Here is a 20,689-nt window from a genome sequence, read left to right on the forward strand (position 1 = left end):
AGGCCGACGGCTACAACGATCCAAACGATCTGGTCACCCAGATCGTGAACAACGGTATGGACACGTTCAAGTTCAACGTGCTCACCTACGACGAGCCGAAGATGGGCCTGGATCCGTCGTCGATGACCAAGAGCTACGAGAACATCCGCGTGTTCGTTACCTCGAAGGTCGACGGCTACAAGTACCTGACCGACGAGGACATCACCGTGGCCAACGCCAGCGCGGCCAACCGCCTGGAGCAGTCCACGGGCACGGGCACCACCACCGTGGTGAACGCCGGCACGGCCAACCCCTTCACCGTGGGCGCCGAGGCTCAGCTGACTCGCGACAAGAAGCTGACCTGGTTGGCCTTCCGTGCCAACCACACCAACTGGTCCACCATCAACTCCAACACTTATAACAACATTTACAAGTCCACGGGCTGGTATACCGCCGACAAGCGCCTGGATGCCACCGAGTCGACCTACTACACCTACACGGCGCTCTGCAGCTGCGGCCATGAGTTTACGGCCACACCTCATACCGAGGGCTTCATTCCCGCGAAGTTCATCAAGGTGGGCGATTTGGTCACCGGCGCTAACACTGCCGAGAAGCTACGCTACAACTACCTGGTGGGCTTCAACGGCCAGTACACCGAGCGCACCGGCAGTACTCGTAGCAGCCAGTCCCTGGGCGCGGTGGCTCCGGCCGCCCTGCCGCTGGTGGGCACCGACGAGCTGAACCGCGACATGTACGGCGAGTTCCTGACCACGCCGCTTGTCCAGGGCAAGGGCCTCCAGGTGGGCGACTACGACTTCGCCGCCAACGCCTACGGCCTGTCCCGTGCCACCACCAACGCGCTGAACCGCGCCGGCGACACGCTTACCCAGCACACTGAGAACTTCGTGAACCGCGTGACGGGCACGGCCCGTGTCCATGACGATACGGGCGTGTACTCCACGGTGAAGCTGCGCACCAAGGTGCCGACGCTGAACGTGTCTTACGAGGTGGAGGCCAACCCGCTGAACCGTCCGAGCGACACGAACAAGAACTACGGCGACAAGGACGCCCTGGGCGACGCCTTCGTGCCCGGTACCACCACTACCGGCGACGGTGCCGACGAGGGCGCCATCATCAATGTGGACGGCTCGGTCATTCTGGCTCCGCACGTGCAGTGGGTCAACAACGAAATGGTGACCACGCGTATCATGCGCGACACCAACCACAACGACCTCATCACGGTTACCGAGACCCAGAAGGCCAACGGCGACGTGGTCACCGAGATGGTCAGCCGCGATGCCAACAAGGTCATGCAGAGCTATGCCAAGCGCGTGGTGTCGGGTCACACCGTCACGCTGACGCTGAAGTCCTACAAGGAGGGCAAAGTCGACTGGTCGCTGAAGAAGACCTTCAACCTGTCCCAGCTGACCGGCGAGGTGGACCTGACTGAGGCCAACCTCTACGACGGCGATTGCGATGCCGGCGGCAAGCTGGTGCTGACCGAGACCTACAAGCGCACCAAGCGCGTTACCTACGGAACCGTTATCGCGGGCGCGCCGCCCGAGAGCGCTGTGGGCCAGACCTTCTTCACTAAGCGCGAGATCTACATCGAGTGCGACAAGGACTACGACGGCACCGTCTACGTCATCGAGGACGGCAAGTACGTCGAAAAGGACAAGTCCACTATCGATATTGATGAGAACACCAAGTACTACCGTTTGGAGGAAGAGTACGACGAGGTAGCCCACACCGAGGCCGAGCTTGACAAGTTCCTGTCCGGCAAGCAGAAGCTGTACGTGGGCGACGGCGATGCCTTCGTGCCCGTTACCCTGTACAAGAACAAGAAGCAGGAAGAGGCAGAGGTCCATCCCTACAGCTACTTCGACTACAAGCCCGAGGCCGTGCCGGCCGAGAGCGCCGTGGGTGCCACCTTCTACACCCTGGACGATGCCACGGGCCGCTTCAAGACCCTGGCGTTGAACAGCGAGACCGAGCTGGCTCACTATGCCGGTCCCACGGCTCCCACGACTTACGTGAAGCAGCTGATGAACGGCAAGGAAGTGTACGTGGCCGCGAAGCTGGCGGCGCTGCCTTGGGGCGACTTCGACGACTACGCCTTCACCTACGAGGGCGAGACCGAGGTGCATGCCGTGGCCGGTGTGAACTTCTACATCAAGAAGACCGAGCTCGTTCCGAATCCCGATTACATTCCGCCCGATCCCGACAATGACAACAAGGATGACGGCGACGGTGACGGCGATGGTTCTGGCGACGGCTCTGGCGAGGGCGATCAGACCCCGGCGGCCCGCGGCGCCGACGGCGCTGGCGAGGGCGGCGAAGGCGGCGAAGGCGGCGGCGAGGAGCAGCCCGACGTGCCCCAGTACATCGAGCAAGTCACCGAGGTGCCGGTGTCGCTGACCGCGGCCAACATCAAGGACTACCTGAAGAAGTACACGCCCGATGCTCCCACCCTGTACGAGAAGGTGACCGTTGACGGCCAGACCGTCGAGAAGGTGGTCAACCTGTACGAGAAGAACATCGCGCCGCGTCAGCGCTATAGCTACACCGTGGCTGGTTTCGGCCGCATGATCCAGGTGGGCGACAACTACTACGTGCTGACCGAGACAACCCTGGACAAGCTGGGCACCAACGGCAAGCCGTTGACCGACACCACCACCGGCGACAAGGTGAAGGAGACCTTCGGCCAGTACAAGGCTGCCGACAAGGCTCCGGATGCCGCCACTGTCGCCGCCGAGCTCGGCCGCATGGGCGCCGAGGGTGCTGACTTCTACACCTACTACATTCCCGACGGCATTGCCGATGGCAACAAGTCCGGCACCGTGCGCGTGGTGGAGGACGGCGTGGTGGTGGAGAAGTCTGCCAACTACATCAACGACGAGGGTAAGAACGCCTCGGCCTTCACCAAGCTGGACAGCAGCGCCGTGAAGCTGGGCGACTACCTGGAGGCCGAGGCCGACCAGCTGTACGTGAAGATGACCAGCAACGGCACCGACCTGTACGTGCCCGTCGAGCTTATCCGCGTGAAAGAGGAGGAGCCGCCGCGCACGCCCGATGAGTACGAGCTGTTCGAGTTCCGCCGCGACCAGACGGTCAGCGACATCCGTATCTCCACCACCCGTTCGGTGGACTTCAAGATCCCGCTGAAGGATCCCGTGGCCACTGATGAGAACGGTGATCCGTTCATCATCCAGAACCCGTTCTACAGCGTGTCCGGCCGTACTCTGGCTTGGGTGGCCAAGAATGATGAGTACTTCCTGTACAACAACATCAAGTACGATCCGACGTTCCTCGAGCAGTTCGGTATGGACAACAACTGGATCGAGCACGAGAGCCTGTTCGTGCCCTCGACGGAAAAGGATGCTTGGCAGTACAACCAGAACCCCTGGTTCGCCGCCACCATCCTGAACAATGCCGATGCGCTCGACCCGACGGAGTACACCGACATCATCGAGGCTCAGGGCAACCTGAAGCATGCCAAGCTGGTGTACGCGCTGCACCTGCCCAGCCAGGTGACGTTCTACGACGACCGCATGCTTACCGACGACAAGGAGCTGGCGCAGAGGGACAAGAAGAACTACAAATGGATCGGCCAGGATGCCACCTTGGGCTACACCGATGACGACTACGCCTTCTACGTCGAGCGCACCTACAAGGACCGTCATGCCACCACGGCCGACCTGACCAAGGAAGAGTGGGTCGTCGACGCTGAGGGCAAGGAGATCAAGGGCGCTACCGAGGCCGACACTGCCAAGGGCCAGGCCGTCATGAAGGTGGAGCGCCTGACGCCCCAGCAGCTGCTGGACAAGGGCTGGACGGTGAAGGTCACCTATCAGCCGAATTACGGCGACAACTCCTACGCCACCACCGGTTCCATCGCCAGCCGCGGCGCCAAGGATAACGCGCACTACGGCAAGGCCGACAAGGACAACCCGCTCGATACTGTGGCCAGCCGCAACCTTATCAACGACGTGCTCTCCGGCTCGACCGAGGAGAACCAGGGTGTGGGCTCCTACACCACCCAGAAGGCCCATGGCCACGACCAAGAAGTAGTGGTTTTCGAGATTGCCGCGCCCGACGATGCCACCGACTCCGAGTTCGCCGAGTTCGACAGCTTGCTGAACGCCTACTATGCCGGTGCTCACGCCGACGGCTACCTGGGCTACGGCGATTCCATGACCTTGAAGGTGAAGACGCGCCTGGACAACCTGGGCGACGAGGACACCGCCATGGACGAGAGCCTCTACAACGACGGCGAGCTGGTCAGCTACAAGGAGCAGATGGCCGCCATCAACGCCTGGGACGGCGATGAGTCGCAGGTGTACGCCACGGCCCACGAGACGAAGCTGAACTGGCTGTCCGATGACCCGAACGACGCCGCCTGGGATCACATCTACGACGGCACCGGCGAGGGTCTGACTCCGGGCGCCAATACCGGCTTCGGCAAGGATGAGAACGGCGACCTCAAGGAAGACGACGTGAAGCCCGGCGCTTCGGCCTCGAAGCCGAAGATGGAGGACATCGCCAAGACCCTCATCGGTACCTCATTCCACGGCCAGTCGGTTAACCGCTTCTATCGCGCCGGCGAGAAGGCCGAGGACCATCAGTACCAGAACCTGAACTACGACCGCGATAAGGACCTGGACGACCTGTACGTCACGGCCACCTCGGGCACGTTCCGCATCCGCAAGCCTTCGGTCAGCGTTCGCGCCGACACCGAGAAGCTGCGCAGCCTGATCTACAACGCCGACATGAACGTGTACACCGGCCAGGACGTGCAGCTGAAGGGCTCCAACAACTTCTACGTCACCCAGGCCATCAACACCGGTGGTGCCGTGAATACCTTCATGGTGGACTGGCAGGTGCCCTTCTGGGCCACGTCCGGAGTGAACGCGGGCGACAACGCCATGACCGTGCACAACGCTCCCTTCGAGTCGAAGGAGTACGCGCTCGGCCGTATTCGCTCGTCGTTCCAGAGCGTGTCCACTGGCGTGTGGGAGGTGCCTGGCAGCGAGTACACCACCAGCTACACCTACAAGGGCCAGCCCATTTCGCTCACGAACGGCACCTACACCACCGATATTCCGAAGGTGGACGAGGAGACCGGCGACATCGTCGTTGACGACGAGGGCAATACCGTCATGGTACCCATGACCTTCCACCCCGACGCCACGGGCAACATGGTGGATGAGAACGGCGTGGTGGACCTCGACTTCGCCGTGAAGCGCACCGGCACTAACAAGGCTGCCGAGACGGAGACCCAGCTGCGCCTGTTCATGTTCGCCCGCGTGGTGTCCGTGGATCGCAACGAGGCCGTCAGCGCCTACAACGAGCAGAACGGCCCGTTGTACAACGACCATGAGAACTTCGCCCTGGCTGGCTCCGACGCCGACCGCGACTACTGGTACGGCGAGGACGATCTGAACGAGATCGGCGACTCCACCGACGGCAACACGGCGGTGCAGCAGCGCTGGGTGCAGATCGGCGATGTGAACGGCTACGCTATCTCCGACAAGCGCAACGAGACCATCGACGACTCGTTCCTGGACGACTATCCGGGCTGCGAGGTGCGCCAGATCCGCTGGGTCATCAAGGCTGTGCCGGCGAGCAACCCGCGCGTGGATGACGACACCCTGTCCACCAAGGTGGCTGTGCCCCACGGCTTCCGCCTGGACGTGGACGCGGTGGCCGATTCCGACAAGAAGCTCTATGACACCAACGACAAGGAAATTCCCACCCAGGGCAAGCAGGAGGCCGACGACTTCGACCCGCTGCGCCTGAATGTGGGCTGGGGCTACCGCACCAACGATGCCGGCAAGGTGCAGATCCTCGACGCCGCCGGCAACTACTATCCGAACACGACGGTGTCCATGCAGCCGGGCGTCACCAACGCCGCGCCGATGATCCAGTTCTCGACGTCGCTGGTGAACACGCCGGCCGTGGGCCAGGGTTCGCTGGCTGGCGCTCCTGAGGCGCCGCCCACCGAGGTGGACCCCGACGTGCACGTGAACCACTTCGTGTCCGCCACGCCGCGCTACGACGACACCAAGTACGTGGAGACCGAGCGCAGCCGCGCCGGCTTCATCCGTACGCCCGAGAGTCCCGTACTGGCGCTGGAGATCATCCAGGGCTACTACGCCGGCTCCAACAACAACGGCTACAAGTGGGTCACCGGTGCCTCCACCATCGACAAGGGCTCGTCGCGCATGATGCGCTACAAGATCATCCTGTCGAACCTGTCCGACAAGCAGATGAAGGCCCTGGGATTCAAGGGCTACGATCAGGACTACTGCGCCAATCCGCAGATCTCCCAGATCCTGCCCTTCATCGAGGGCTTCGGCGCCTCGGTGGATATGGACGACACCAAGCTGAACTACGTCCCGTACCAGCAGATTCTGGACGACTGGAATCTGCCGGAGGGCGAGAAGAAGAAGTACGACTGGTTTGACTGGGGCTACGAGTCCCAGGCCGCGGGCAAGAAGGGCCATCCGAATCTGGACGGCAAGACGCCCATGTGGACTTACTACGTGGCGGAGATGACCGACTACCTGGAGGTGGCCGATCCCCTTCTCCAGCAGATCTCTTCCACACCGCGCATGAACCAGCCCTCCATCGGCAGTGCCTTCAACATGGCCGATAAGGCGGCCAGCGTCGAAGCGGGCTCGAACTACAACCGTAAGATGATGAACTGGCGCTTTACCGGCGAGCAGACCACTAAGGACAAGGAGGACGAGAGCGGCAACATCATCCAGGTGACCGAAACCGACCGCGGCATCCTCGATCCGGGTCAGGGCATCGTCATCGAGCTGATCATGCCCATTCAGAAGGAATCCTCCGACATGCTGTTCGAGGACCTGCTGACTACCGCCGGCTATGGCTACAAGCCGGGCAACTTCAAGCCCTACACGCCCAGCAACACCGACAACGACGGCTCTACCCGCGGCCTGGTGTCCGACACCCGCGACGTGAACTTGGACGGCCAGACCAGCCAGTCCATGGTCATGATGCAGCTGAAAGCCCTGGAGTTCACTGAGGACGCCAACGTGTCCTCCACCAAGACCACCACCTCTCAGATGGAGAACTTGGTGACCGAGCTGACCGGCGGCGCCGCCCCGGTTCCCGAGGGTACGCAGTACAGCTACTACGCAAGCACGGTTAACCCCGAGCGCGATGACACGAAGGCGCGTCTGTACTCGAACAACGTCATCTACGACATCCTGCCCTTCGAGGGCGATACCGAGATCCACAACGGCGAGTCGCCCACCCAGCCGAACTACCGTAACTCGCAGTGGGCCGGCTGGCTGAAGGATCTGGACTCCATCAAGGTGAAGCGCTTCAGCTCCGCTGACAAGAATATGCCGGCCGATGGCCAGGAGCTGCGTGACGGCTCCGAGGTGAACATCTGGGTCGGCCCCTACGAGAAGGACAGCACGGGCAAGATCAAGCTGGCCGACGTGGACAAGCTGCTGTGGACCTACAAGTTCATGGAGTGGACCGAGCTGGGCGAGAACTACCCGGAGGATCCCGAGGACGTCATCGAGCACGAGAACTACCGTTTCGAGGAGTTCCAGAGCGTGCAGTACGGCCGTGCCGACGACAACGGAGACATCGTGCAGTCCGAGGACTCGGTGAAGCGCGGCTACAAGCTGATCAAGCTCTCCGAGCTGAAGGACTACGTGAAGCTGTATCCCGAAGAGGAAGAGGAGCTGACTCGCGGTCTGCGCGCCATCTGGGCTCAGCCCAAGGCCGAGGACTACGTGCGCGAGCGCGGCTACCTGCGCCTGGTCTACGACTTGAAGGCGCCGCTCAACCTGCCCAAGTTCGTGGGTACCAAGACCGGCGATCCGAACGTGGACCTGTTCACCTCTGTGGACAAGAACACCTACGACTCCATGAACGATGCGGAGAAGGCTGAGCATGACAAGAAGCTGGCCCGTGCCAACGAGATGCGCTCCGTTATCCAGTGGAACAGCTTCCTGGATCGCGTGAACCAGACCGACTCCAACGACTTCAGCTCGTGGTACTTCGAGGAGAACGTGAAGGCCGGCGCCTTCATCGATGCCCCGGACAACCGCGGCTACATCGGCGACTATGTGTGGCTCGATCCCGACTGGTCCGGCACCTCCGAGGACGACACCTTGAGCGCTGACGGCAAGAAGCTGCAGACGGTGGACGGCAAGCTGGTGGACGAGGACGGCAACCCGGCCACGAGCGCCTACCAGGAATCCCTCAACGGCCGCAAGCTGCTGCGCGGTGTGGATGCCGAGGGCAACCGCTTCGACAACTCGGTGTACACCGACAAGAACGGCCGCACTCAGAACCGCTTGACCGACCTGGACTACGACCTTGAGGCCGACGATCCGGGTATCAACGGCGTGAAGGTGGAGCTGCTGAACGAGTACGGCGTCCCCGTGAACCGTGACGGCGAGGCCACGCGCCTGATGAACAACCAGTCCACGGGCTGGCAGGACCGCTGGGTCGTGTGCAACGCCCGTACCGGCGAGCCCGAGCGCGACTTCCTTGGCAACCTCATCAACGCCGACTCTGGCGCGCCCTACACGTTCACCACGGAAACCGACTACTACGGCAACCCCGGCTACTACATCTTCTCCGACCTGGAGCCCGGTCGCTATCGCCTGCGCTTCACCTTCCCGGAGGAGTACTACAACTACTCGCCCACGCAGAAGTCCATCGGCCAGGCCGACCTGTACGCCAATGCCGATGACAAGGACCTGACCGTCGAGCGCATCGAGGCCGATCACGCCAATGGCGTCGACGCGGCCCTGGTGGTTACCACGAGCACCATCAATGTGGAGCCTGTGGCCTACGACCAGTCGAAGGTGGGCGTGGACCAGCGCCGTGCCGATGCGGTGCACGCGGCCTACGACCAGAAGATGACCTCCATGAAGCTGGGCATCGCCCAGGGTGTCACCTTCGAGGGCGTTACCTACCGCGACGACATTCTGGCTGACGGCACTCCCGAGGAGGACATCCAGATCAACTCGCTGCTGGATTCCGTGGGCGTGGGCACTGGCGACACGGAGAGCCAGATGCAGGGTGCTACGGCCACGCCGGAGAAGCGCCTCGAGGGCATCCGCGTGAACGTTTACGAGTACAACAACGGCTCCATCTCCTCGAGCCTGGCCACCGACGCCGACGGCGACGCGGCCACCCTGGTGACCGACGAGACCGGCTTCTTCCGCTTCCGTTTGAAGGCCGGCAAGACCTATATCATCAAGACCTCCGAGACCGTGGCCAACCGCCTGATCAAGCCCACGCTGAACACGTGGACCTCGGATGCCCTGAAGTACCAGAAGGACGGCTTCTACTACAACGACTCCTACGTGCTGGTGGCCGACAACGACCTGCGCTACGTGTCCGGCTCGGCCCGTACCTACCCGCTGACGGCCACGCTGCCGCTGGACGAGGAAGGCAAGGTAATCTACGAGGATCCGGCCAACAAATGGAAGGGCTACGAGCGCCAGGATAAGCTGGCCCTGGGCTACGTCGACGGCACCAAGGGCTACCTGGGCAACAATGTGTGGAACGATGCCAACTACGACGGCGTCCAGCAGGACGACGAGGCCGGCATCGGCCAGGGCCCCGAGAACGGCGGCGTGAAGGTGAAGCTGGAGACGTGGTACTACGCTCCGGTGGAGTCCACGGTGAAATATGTGCAGAAGACGGTGGACGGCCAGCCCCAGTGGAAGATGACCGCCGACGGCAAGTACCCGGTGGAGGACGAGAACGGTAACAAGACCCCCATCATGGAGTGGGTCATGGAGGATTCCGCCGAGTGGGCCTGGCAGCTGTATCCTGGCGATGAGCTGCGTGAGGCCTACACGGGCGATGCCGCCGCTGCGGGCACCTACCTGTTCCGCGACGTGTCCACCTACGTGGTCGATCCGCGCGACACCCGCAACGTGGGCGACGACTACAAGACCAAGCGTCTGGCGGGCTACCGTCTGCGCATCGACCAGGACGACCTGAACGCCCTGGATGAGGACTACGCCATTACCGTGCGCAATGCTTTCAGCACTGACAACGAGGGCAACCTCGGCCAGTCCATCGACTCCGATTCCGATGTGATGACCAAGCCGAAGAAGACGGCAGTGCTGCGTCAGGCCAACGGCACCACTACGAAGTACGCCGACGGCAATGAGTACTACTATCAGGACGAGGACGGCTCCTATAAGCTGGTCACGGCCAGTACGCCCGAGGGCACCCGCTACGTGAAGGTTCACGACGCCGACAAGAACCGCGACCTGTACGTCGAGGCGCGCGATATTCCCGTGTCCAATGTGGCCACCGATATCGACAACCAGCCGCTGGTATACCAGAACCCCGACGGTACCAACACCTCGGTCAAGCTGAACGAGAACGGCAAGCCCATGACCGATGGCACGGGCAACTACGTATACGGCGGCGACGAGGCCTCGACGCTGACCTACTACCTGAACGAGCCGGGCTCCCAGCACGAGCCGGGCAGCTTCCGTAACGAGTTCATCGTGCTTGCCTCTATCGGCCAGCAGACGGCCTCCGGCAAGCTGGTCGACGGCTCCGGCGAGGATCTGAAGCCCTTCACCGAGGTAACCGAGCACACGCCGGTAGAGATCACTTACACCACCACCTATCGCAACGAGACCGATCGCGCTCAGACCATCAGCGTGAACGACCCCTATCCCACGGGCGACAACGTGAAGGTGGGCGCTACCACCTGCAGCCTGAGCGGCGTGGCCGTGAACAAGAACGGCGCGGACGGCGACGGCAACCCGCAGGTGCAGTTCACCGGCATCAAGCTGAACGCCGGCGAGTCGGTGACGGTTTCGGTGACTTACACCTTCGAGACCGTGAAGACCGTGGTGCACGTCGTTACTATCGGCGGCGGCGAGGACGGTGAGATCGAGACGAACACCGTGGCGCACAAGGTCAAGCGTGACCTGGATGCCCTGAAGCCGGTCATGCCGCTGTTCCAGGCGGGCATGCTGTCCGATTCGAACCGCTTCAAGTACGACGACAACATGAACCCGATCGAGACCATCGAGCCGAGCCGCGTGGTGGGCAACTACGTGAAGGCAGACTCGGGTGCGCAGAAGACCTTCGCCCAGGCCGTGAAGGACATCAAGGCTGACGGCCTGACCGTGGGCCGCATCACCTTCGACGCCACGCCGGGGTACCTGCCTGGCACCGTGGTGAGCCAGATGCCCAACCCCGGCCTGAAGAAGCATGACAACGCGCCGGTGAACCTGGTCATCGCCGGTTCGGCGGATAGCATTGGCGGTGCCACCTACGATGCCTACGACAATATGCTCACTTTGGGCACCGTGGACGGCGTGGCTCTGCCCGTGAACCGTTACGAGGACACCGATGCGGCCGAGACGGCGCTGAACGACCTGTGGAACCAGGTAACCAGCTTGAACCGCCTGATTCCCAAGCAGCCGTCGCTGCCGCCCGTGCCCATCAACAGCAAGGCCGAGGAAGAGGCGCTGAATGCCATCGATCCGAACGCGGGCAACCTGAACCTGCAGATTCCGCGTGTGTACGGCCCGAACCATGAGAAGTACAGCAAGGAAAACTACATCGACAAGATCACTGTTCAGGATCCTGACAACATCACCGAGCTCGAGTGGGAGGCCGCCGAGGCCAAGGGCATGCAGGCCTGGGCCTCCGATTGGGCCGATTTCCTGGCCAAGTGGGGACCGATTCTGGGCTTCTGCTACTACGACGTGAACGAGGAGCTGGTGGCCATCCAGACCAACTCCGAGCAGACGAACCATTACGTGCAGCCTTACAACGCCAAGGGCATCATCATGTCCGCCGATAGCGAGATCAACTCGTACCTCACCTACGAGGCAGCCTACAAGGGCGACAAGGACTTCGAGTACACTCTGAACGAGGCCGATCCCGAGGTGGCCGGCAGCAAGACGCGCAAGGCCACGCTGCCCGACTTCCCCGGCTACGACGCCATTTACAAGAAGCTGAAGACGGACTACGATGCCGCTTTGGCGCGCTACAACGCGGCCAAGGCCATCTACGACACGCTGAACGACGAGTACAACTCCTATAAGGCCAAGATGCGCATCTACCTGGCCGAGAAGCTCGAGTACGAGTCTGAGGAAGACTACGGCTCCGGCAAGATGCTGTTCACGGACGATGAGGCCCAGACTGTCAACCCCACGGTGTACGACCTGGGCGACGCGGCCCGTCTGTACAACTGGGACGCTGGCCTGGTGCCGGTGCCGCGCTCCAGCATCACCGGTAAGGTGTGGGACGACTCGTTCTACGAGACCAATGCCAATACCGACGATGCCGCAGCCCGCGACAAGGCTTACAACGGCATTCAGGACGACGGCGAGCCCGGTCTGGCCGATCAGGAGGTGTACCTGACCCAGTGGTACTACCTGCCCTTCGCCAATTTGAACGGCAACGAGACCGCCGAGGAAGGCGACGAGGAAGCCGAGACTCCGACGGCCGAGGACTTCCTGTTCCAGACGAAGGATCTGGCCTCGATGGACGCCGACGAGCTGAAGGCCTGTGCGCTGGAGGCCGGCGTGCCCGAGGACGCCGTTGAGGCTGGCCAGTACGAGGCCGCCGCTGACGGCTCCGGCTTCTGGGTGCGCAACCTGCAGTTCGGCAAGGATAAGCTGACGAGCCACACCACCGTGGAGCAGGTGACCGACGAGGACGGCAACCCCGTGGTGGACCCGGAGACCGGCTCCTTCGCCGAGAAGAAGACCGTCACGCCGCGCTCCACCGACGCGTGGAATGTGGAAGGGGAGGACGGCGTCATCGCCGTGAAGACTTCCGACGTGCGCCACTATCAGGAGACGGTCACCGAGGGCATGGGCGACGACGCTCACGACGTGGTCTACGACCGCGTGGACGAGTCGACCCGCGGCGTGTACACCTTCGACAACCTGCCCGCTGCCTACACCAGCGCCGACGGCAGCCATTACCTGGCCAGCTATCGCGTTGAAGTGGGCGACCTGAAGCTGACGTCCTTTGATGAGGACTCCACGGCTGATGACGAGAAGTGGCTGCTCACTCGTTACCACAAGACGCTCGATACCGTGGACCCCGCCGATCCGCTGGCTTCCTACGACGTGGACTCCGACGCTACCAGCGAGGTTCCGGCTCATGGCGGTGGCGTGGCCATCACTGCTCAGGACACCGTGGTCACCTTGGACGGCACGGCCCATGACGGCGTGCGCGCCCATACCGGTCACATTATCCTGGCGGACAAGGCCAAGAACACGAAGTACAGCAACATCGATAAGACCACTACGGCCATCGACCTGCAGGCCTCGAAGGTGACGGTGCCCCTGGCCGACATCATTGAGAAGACCGTCGAGGGCGACGGCGCGGTCGAGGGCGATTTGCTGGTGCCCACCGATCGCTACATTACCTACGACTGGCTGACCTACAAGCCGCTGCTCGACGAAGAGGGCAACGAGGTGATCGATCCGACCACTAAGATGCCCGTGCGCCAGGTGCAGGGCGGCGATGCCGGCGAGATCAAGCCGCCGACGCAGCGCATTTCCGGCGTGGTGTTCAATGATGTGGACAACGACGGCCTGAACGGCACCGTTGCCGCGGGCGAGACTGACACCGTGGTCGATCAGCCGGTGGCCGGTGCCCAGCTGACGCTCGAGCGCTACTACACCCTGGCTGAGGGCACCGAGGCCGACGATGCTGCGGTGGTGGGCAACGGCTGGCACGCCGATCCCACTTGGGCCACGGCCGAGGCCGTCGAGGCCTACGAGACCGATCCCACCGTGGGGCTGCCCGGCGACAACCACTACGGCTCCTATGAGGCCGAGGCCGACGAGGAGGCCATGTACTACCGTTACGTGACCAACCCCAACGGTGAGGGCGGTTCGTACGTGGCCATGACTCAGGACGATTTGGAGGCGCTGTTCGCCGGCGGCAATACGAGCGCCGAGGCCTTCGAACAGATCGAGGCTCCCGGCCCCGGCACCAACGGCAAGTACGAGCCGCTCGAGCTGGTGAAGTACGCCGACGGCACCATCTGCCCGCGCATCGAGACTGTTACCTACTACGAGAAGGTGGCCGGCACCGACGGCGCCGCCGATAGCTACCGCGCCCTGTCCGAGGCCGAGTTGCAGGCGAAGTTCAGCGCCGAGGTGGCCGAGGTTTCGGCCTGGGCCAAGAAGAACCCCGCTGCCGACGATGCCGATGCGGAGTACGAGCCCGTGCTGCTGGTGCGCAACGCCATGGGCATCGCGGTGCCGAAGACCTCGGAGGTCGAGGGCACCCACAATGCGCTCACCCTGGCCGATGGCTCCTATGAGTTCACGAACTTGAAGAGCCAGGGCTGGCTGTCCTTCGACGAGGACGGCAACGTGGTGGCCGACGGCACCGAGGGCGCTACGGCGAAGCTCGTGGTGTTCGGCTACCGTGTGCGCCTGACCGAGGCCGACTGGTGGAACCGCTACTGGGGCACGGCCAAGTACCTGCAGGGCGCCAGCTATGTGCCGGAGTCCGACGACTACCTGGCCGACTCCGATCTGGTGCATCGCGACGGCTACCTGATGAGCGGTACGGCCGAGGGCACCGACGCCGAGGGCAATACCGTGGCCGACTCCATGGAGTACACGGTGCTGCTGAATGTGGAGACCGCCGATACGCCGTCCGCCAACAAGCGCAAGGCCGGCAACCCCGACAACCCGAACCAGAACTCTCAGGACCGCTACGGCACTAATGATCGCTACGGCGAGAATGCTGTGGCCACCGTGCTGACCACCAACGCTGCCCGCGAGCTGGCCAACGCCGCCGCTGGCATGGGCGTGGCCACGCAGGACGACGGCGAGGGCGCCGACGACGCGCTGGACACCAGCTTCCATCCGGTGCTCACCTACGACCTGGCCCGCGGCGCCGACCGCGCCGGCAACGACGCCGGCCTGCGCGAGCCCGTGCAGCAGAAGATCGCCGGTCGTGTGTTCCAGGACGCCGACTACGACGGCACCCTGAACCATACGCCCACGGCGAATGAGACCGAGGGCGAAGAGGCTGCGCCGGCGGTTACCACCGATCGGGGCATGGCTGGCAAGCGCGTCATCCTGAAGCAGTGGTACTTCAAGCCCGTTACCGAGACCGTTACCGAAGAAGTGGACGGCGTCGAGACCGAGGTGGAGAAAACTGCCTGGAAGTGGGTGCAGAACAAGAACTTCGGCAACGATGCCTACACGGTGGCCGAGAACCTGGTTACCTACGAGAGCAAGACCGTGACCAATGCCGACGGCACCACGTCCGAGGTATCGGTGGTGAAGGAGTCCGAGAATGCGGCCTATGCCGACGGCCTGACCACCATCATCCCGAACGCCACCTACGTGGAGGGCGAGGGCGTGTCCGTGCTGACCGATGCCGACAGCTTCGGCGACGATGATACGCAGCTCACCGTGGCCGGCGACTACCTGTTCGATCGTCTGCCCGCTCGCTACGTGGAGGCCCGTGTGGCCGGCACGCCGGGCGTGGAGGGCGACGAGGACGAGGGTATCGAGGAGGTGCCCGCTGTCCCCGGCACGCTGGATGCGCCGGCTGAGGAATGGCTGGCCGGCTACACCGTCGAGGTGCTGGGCGGTGCCGTGGACACCACGAACACCGAGGCCATCCCCGGCCTGCCCGCCACGCTGCTGCAGACCGACGACGTGGACGACAAGCAGAATTCCAAGGCCATCAGCGCCCTGGCGGCCCAGGCCGACGAGCAGAACTTCGCCGACTACACCGACGGCAACTACCCGGTGCGCATGAACGAGCTGACGGTCCAGACCACCGACGGCGCGGGCACCACCGTGAAGGCCACCATGGACGGCAAGATCATTCTGGCCGCCCAGGCTTCGGCCCAGGCCGCCGCCGAGGGCGCCGAGGCCACGCGCAACGCCGCCACGGGCACCCGTGCCACGGCGGCCACCGAGGCTGCCCGCGGCACCCAGCCCCAGTACTACGTGAACCAGACCCGCAAGGCTCAGGCCGCTGAGGACGACGAGTACCTGGCCGCCGGCTCCGCTGCCTCCGCCACGGTGGCTCCCACCGATGCCGAAGGCAACCCGGCCGACCAGACGGTCATCTACGACTGGTCCTGCGGCCGCGACGAGCTGCGCATGCATGCGGGCTTCGGCGAGTACGGCTTCACCACCATCTCCGGCAAGCTGTGGCAGGACCAGAACTTCGACGGCATCCTGAATCCCGGCGAGACGGTCATCCCGTCCGGCAAGCTGGCCATCACCCAGTGGTTCTACGTCACCGACGAGAAGCTCATCGCTGCCTTCAAGGCCGACGAGGACAACTTCGAGGTGGACGAGATCACCAACACGCTGAGCCGCGAGGCCGATGGCACGCCGAAGGACACCGAGGCCGGTGCCTGGGTGCGCGTGAAGAACGCCGGCACCGAGGGCGCCCGCTCCACCTTCACCCGTCCCGAGGCCCTGACCGACCCGACCACGGGCGTGTACAAGTTCGAGAAGCTGCCGAGCTACGTGTACCTGGCCGGCGACGTAACCGAGGCCGGCACCGACGAGGAAGGGGAGGAGACCGCCGCCGCCAACACCCTGCGCGTGCTGCAGCCCAATGACACCGACCTCACCGAGATGCTCGAGGCCAACGAGGTGGCCCTGGACAAGCTGTTCATGACCGCCTACCGCATCACCTTGTCCGAGGTGGCGCCGAACTACGCGCTGACTACCTTGCATGTGGGCGTGAACATCGGCGACAAGACCTTGGGAGACCTGTCCACCATCACCCAGAACGGCGCGGCCCTGGAGGATTCCGACTCCGACGCCTTCCGTCCGAACCCCAACGGTGACCGTGTCATCCAGGTGGTGGAGGAGTACTTCGACAACTCCTTCGACGGCGAGAACACCTTTGAGGAGTACGAGGAGAACACCCAGCACAAGTACGGTGACGACGACCGTGCCCAGGCCGTGGAAGACGCCACGCCGAACGTCAACGGCACCGGCACCGTGCAGAAGAGCCTGTGGCGCACCGACGGCTACGTCATCGTGGCCGCCCGCGGCGCCGACGGCAACCACTACCTGACCGCCGGCGAGAACGGCGCTGTGAACCATGACGCCGCCAGCTACCAGTACGAGCAGGTCTACAACGGCGTGCGCTATGACGTGCCGCGCCCGATGTTCGCCCAGCGCGGCGGCCAGGTGGGCCTCGTGAAGATTCCGCGCACGAGCCTGACCGGCCGCATCTGGGACGACACCGGCGTGAAGAACGCCGACGGCACCTACGACTACGCCACGGGCTACAACGGCGTGCAGGACGAGGGCGAGGCCGGCATCCCCGGTCAGACCGTCTACCTGACCCAGTGGTACTGGAAGCCCAAGGCCATGACCGCCAACGCCCAGTCCGGCGAGGGCGAGTGGGTGCGCAACGAGCTGTTCGGCGCCGACACCTACACCTCTAACAAGTACAGCAAGGCCGAGGGCGAGGCCGACGCCGCCATCATCTACGACGGCAACGCCAAGGCCGAGGGCGAGACCCACGGCGCGCCGCTGACCGCAGTGGAGGGCAAGAACGGCGTGCTGTCGGTGCAGACCAACGAGGACGGCCAGTGGCTGGTGGAGAACCTGCCCACGGTGTACGTAAGCGACGACGATCAGTACTACCTGGCCTCCTACCGCGTGGAGTTGGCCGACCTGTACCGCGAGGCCTCCAACGCCGCCGACGGCACGGTGAACCAGTGGGTGCTCACCCGCTACCACCACGACGGCGTGGACGCCGACGACGCCAACCGCGCCACCGTCAACGGCTCGGCTTCCGTGGTGTCCGACTCCGACGTGGCCCTGACCAACCGCTTCGGCGTGGCCGGCGGCATGATCATCGCCAGCCGCAACAGCGCCGACACCACGGGTATCGCCTCCGACGGTGCCGGCGTGGACGGCGCCGCCACGGCCCGCACCACCCGCAGCCACGACGGCCAGATCATCCTGGCCCAGGTGGCAACCGACGAGAACAACAAGAACGCCAACGTGACCCTGCCCGCTAGCGACGGCATGGGCACCGAGGAGGAGACCTACGACTGGATCGCCGATCCGGATACCACCGACGAAGGCGTGGCTGTGCCCGTGGAGGCCGGCGACGTGGGCCAGGTGGAGGCTCCGCGCCAGTCCATCTCCGGTTTCCTGTGGAACGACACCGACAACGACGGCATCTACGACGGCCCGACCGACGAGGTTACCGACGAGAACGGCGTGACCACGGCCGCCTTCGCCGGCGAGCCTCTGGAGGCCGGCCGCACGGTGGCCCTCGAGCGCTGGACCATCACCGCCGAGCAGACCGCCGACGGCTCCTTCGCCGTGGCCGAGGATGCCCAGTGGACCCGCGACGCCGACTGGGCCGACAACTGGGCGGCCTACGACGCCGACCCGACCGTGGGCCTGCAGAAGACCGTGAACGGCGCTAACGTGAATGCTCAGCGCACCACCGTTACTGACGAAAACGGCGCCTATAGCTTCGGCGAGCTGCCGAGCCACCTGTTCGTGCCCGGCACCACCACCGAGGTGGAGAAGGAAGTGGAGCAGCAGGCCACCGACGAAGAGGGCAACCCGCTCTTCGACACCGAGGGCAACCCGGTGATGGAGACGGTCACCGTGACCGAAACCACCACCGAGGGTGCGAAGATCGTGCTCTACGGCTACCGCGTGCGCGTCATCGACGTTCCCTTCTGGGAGCGCACCATCGGCGCAGCCAAGTACCGCCAGGGCGATGACTTCACCGTCGATTCCGACCTCATCTACGCGAACGGCTACCTGAACGCCGAGGGTGAGTACGACGTGCTGCTGAACGTGGTGACCGCCGAGTCGCCGCGCACCAACCACCTGGTGGCCCCGCAGTCGCTGAACGCCAACCAGAACACGCTCGACCGCTACGCCGCCGACCAGCTGGCCGCGAATGCCGAGGCGGAGGTGGCCGAGCCTGCGGCGGTGACGGGCCGCAACGGCGAGAACCTGGGCACCGTCACGGACGGCTCCGGCTACACCGTGGCCGAGAACGGCCGCTTCACCTACGACCTGGGCCTGGGCGCCGACCGTCGCTTCAGCGACGCCGGCCTGCGCACGCCCGTGGCCAGCAAGATCGCCGGCGTGGTGTTCAACGACACCGACTACGACGGCACCCTGAACCGCACCGCGGTTGAGGGCGAGGGCGACGACGCGACCACCACGGTCACCCGCGAGCCCGGTTACGCCGGCAAGAAGGTCATCCTGAAGCAGTGGTACTACAACAACGACACCAAGGAATGGACGCTGAACGCTGACTTCGGCAACGACTACTACACCAAGGCCGAGAACGGCGCTTCCGTGACCACCACGGCGCCGGCCGATCAGCTGTTCACCCTGCCGAAGGCCACCTACGACGTGAACCGCAAGGGCGTGTGGACCCTCACCGAGGCCGACGGCTCCTACGAGTTCGCCAACCTGCCCACCCGCTACACCGTGGTGCGTCAGAACGAGGAGGGTGTGCTGGAGGCCGCCACCGAGTACCTGGCCGGCTACACCGTCGAGGTGCTGGGCAACGACGATACGGCCGAGCAGTCCATGAACGGCATGCCGGCCACCCGCATGCAGGTGAACGTGGAGGGCAAGGAGAGCTCTGAGCTCGATGCCGCCACCGACCCGCTGAACTCCAAGGTGCTCTCGGCTTCCGCCAACAAGCGCACCGACCTGTACGTCGCGGGCAACTACCCGCTGCGCTGGAACGAGTACACTACCCAGGCCCAGGCCCCGGCCGAGGGCGCTGAAGTGGCCTTCAGCAAGGCCACCCTGGACGGTCGTATCGTGCTGGCCGCCAAGGCCACCGACAACGCCGAGGGCGAGGGCGCTCCCGTCCAGCCCACCGGCTCCACCCAGGGCCAGTACCGCGTGACCACCACGGGCAAGGCTACCGATGCCGCCGATGCCAAGGACGAGCCGGTGGACTTCGACTTCTCCGTGGCCCGCGAGGAGACGAGCCTCCACGCTGGCTTCGGCCTGTTCGGCAACACCACGGTGACCGGCAAGGTGTGGCAGGACGACAACTTCAACGGCATCTACGACACCGCCACCGAGCAGCCTCTGGCCGACAAGCGCCTGACGCTGACCCAGTGGTACTACGTGGCCGGCACCATGGCCGGCGAGGGCGATGCCGCTACCTTCGTGCCCGCCGAGGGCGAGCTGGTGGCCGACGGCGCCACCGTCAACCCCGTGAAGGAGACCATCAAGGGTGCCGACGGCAATCCCGTGACGGTGGTGCGCGGCGCGTGGGTGCAGGTGCCCGCCGCCGTGTTCCCGGCCCAGTCCGCTACGACGGACAAGAACGGCTCCTACGCCTTCAGCGAGCTGCCCAGCTTCGTGTACGTGGAGAACGAGAGCGGCAAGAACACGGTGCACGAGCCCGGCGAGCAGGCGAGCAGCCCGCTCGAGAACGCCAAGGTGGTAACCACCGACAAGCTCTACGTGGCCTCCTACCGCCTGGTGCTGGCCGAGGTGGCTCCTTCGTTCTCGCTGACCAAGGCCCATGTGGGCATCAACCGCACCACCTCTACCTTCACCACCGACGCCAACGGCAACGTGGTGGAGACGAAGACGCCCGTGGACACCTCCGATCCGTCGAAGACCGACGGTGTGGAGGACGTGGACTCCGACGCCTTCCGCGTGCCCGACGGCACCGCCGAGGGCTTCATCGAGCT

At 64.2% G+C, this 20,689-nt stretch carries 1 protein-coding gene (cut by both window edges); it reads left to right on the forward strand.

This entire window lies inside a single protein-coding gene on the forward strand: locus tag QZ307_RS00075, encoding an LPXTG cell wall anchor domain-containing protein (RefSeq protein ID WP_295994091.1). The 70,077-nt coding sequence extends 32,203 nt beyond the window's left edge and 17,185 nt beyond its right edge, so the window shows coding positions 32,204–52,892, spanning codon 10,735 (partial) through codon 17,631 (partial); the first complete codon in view begins at position 3. Both codon boundaries (start and stop) fall beyond the window edges.

It is taken from the genome of uncultured Adlercreutzia sp., from assembly GCA_910585575.1.
Taxonomy (GTDB): Bacteria; Actinomycetota; Coriobacteriia; order Coriobacteriales; family Eggerthellaceae; genus Adlercreutzia.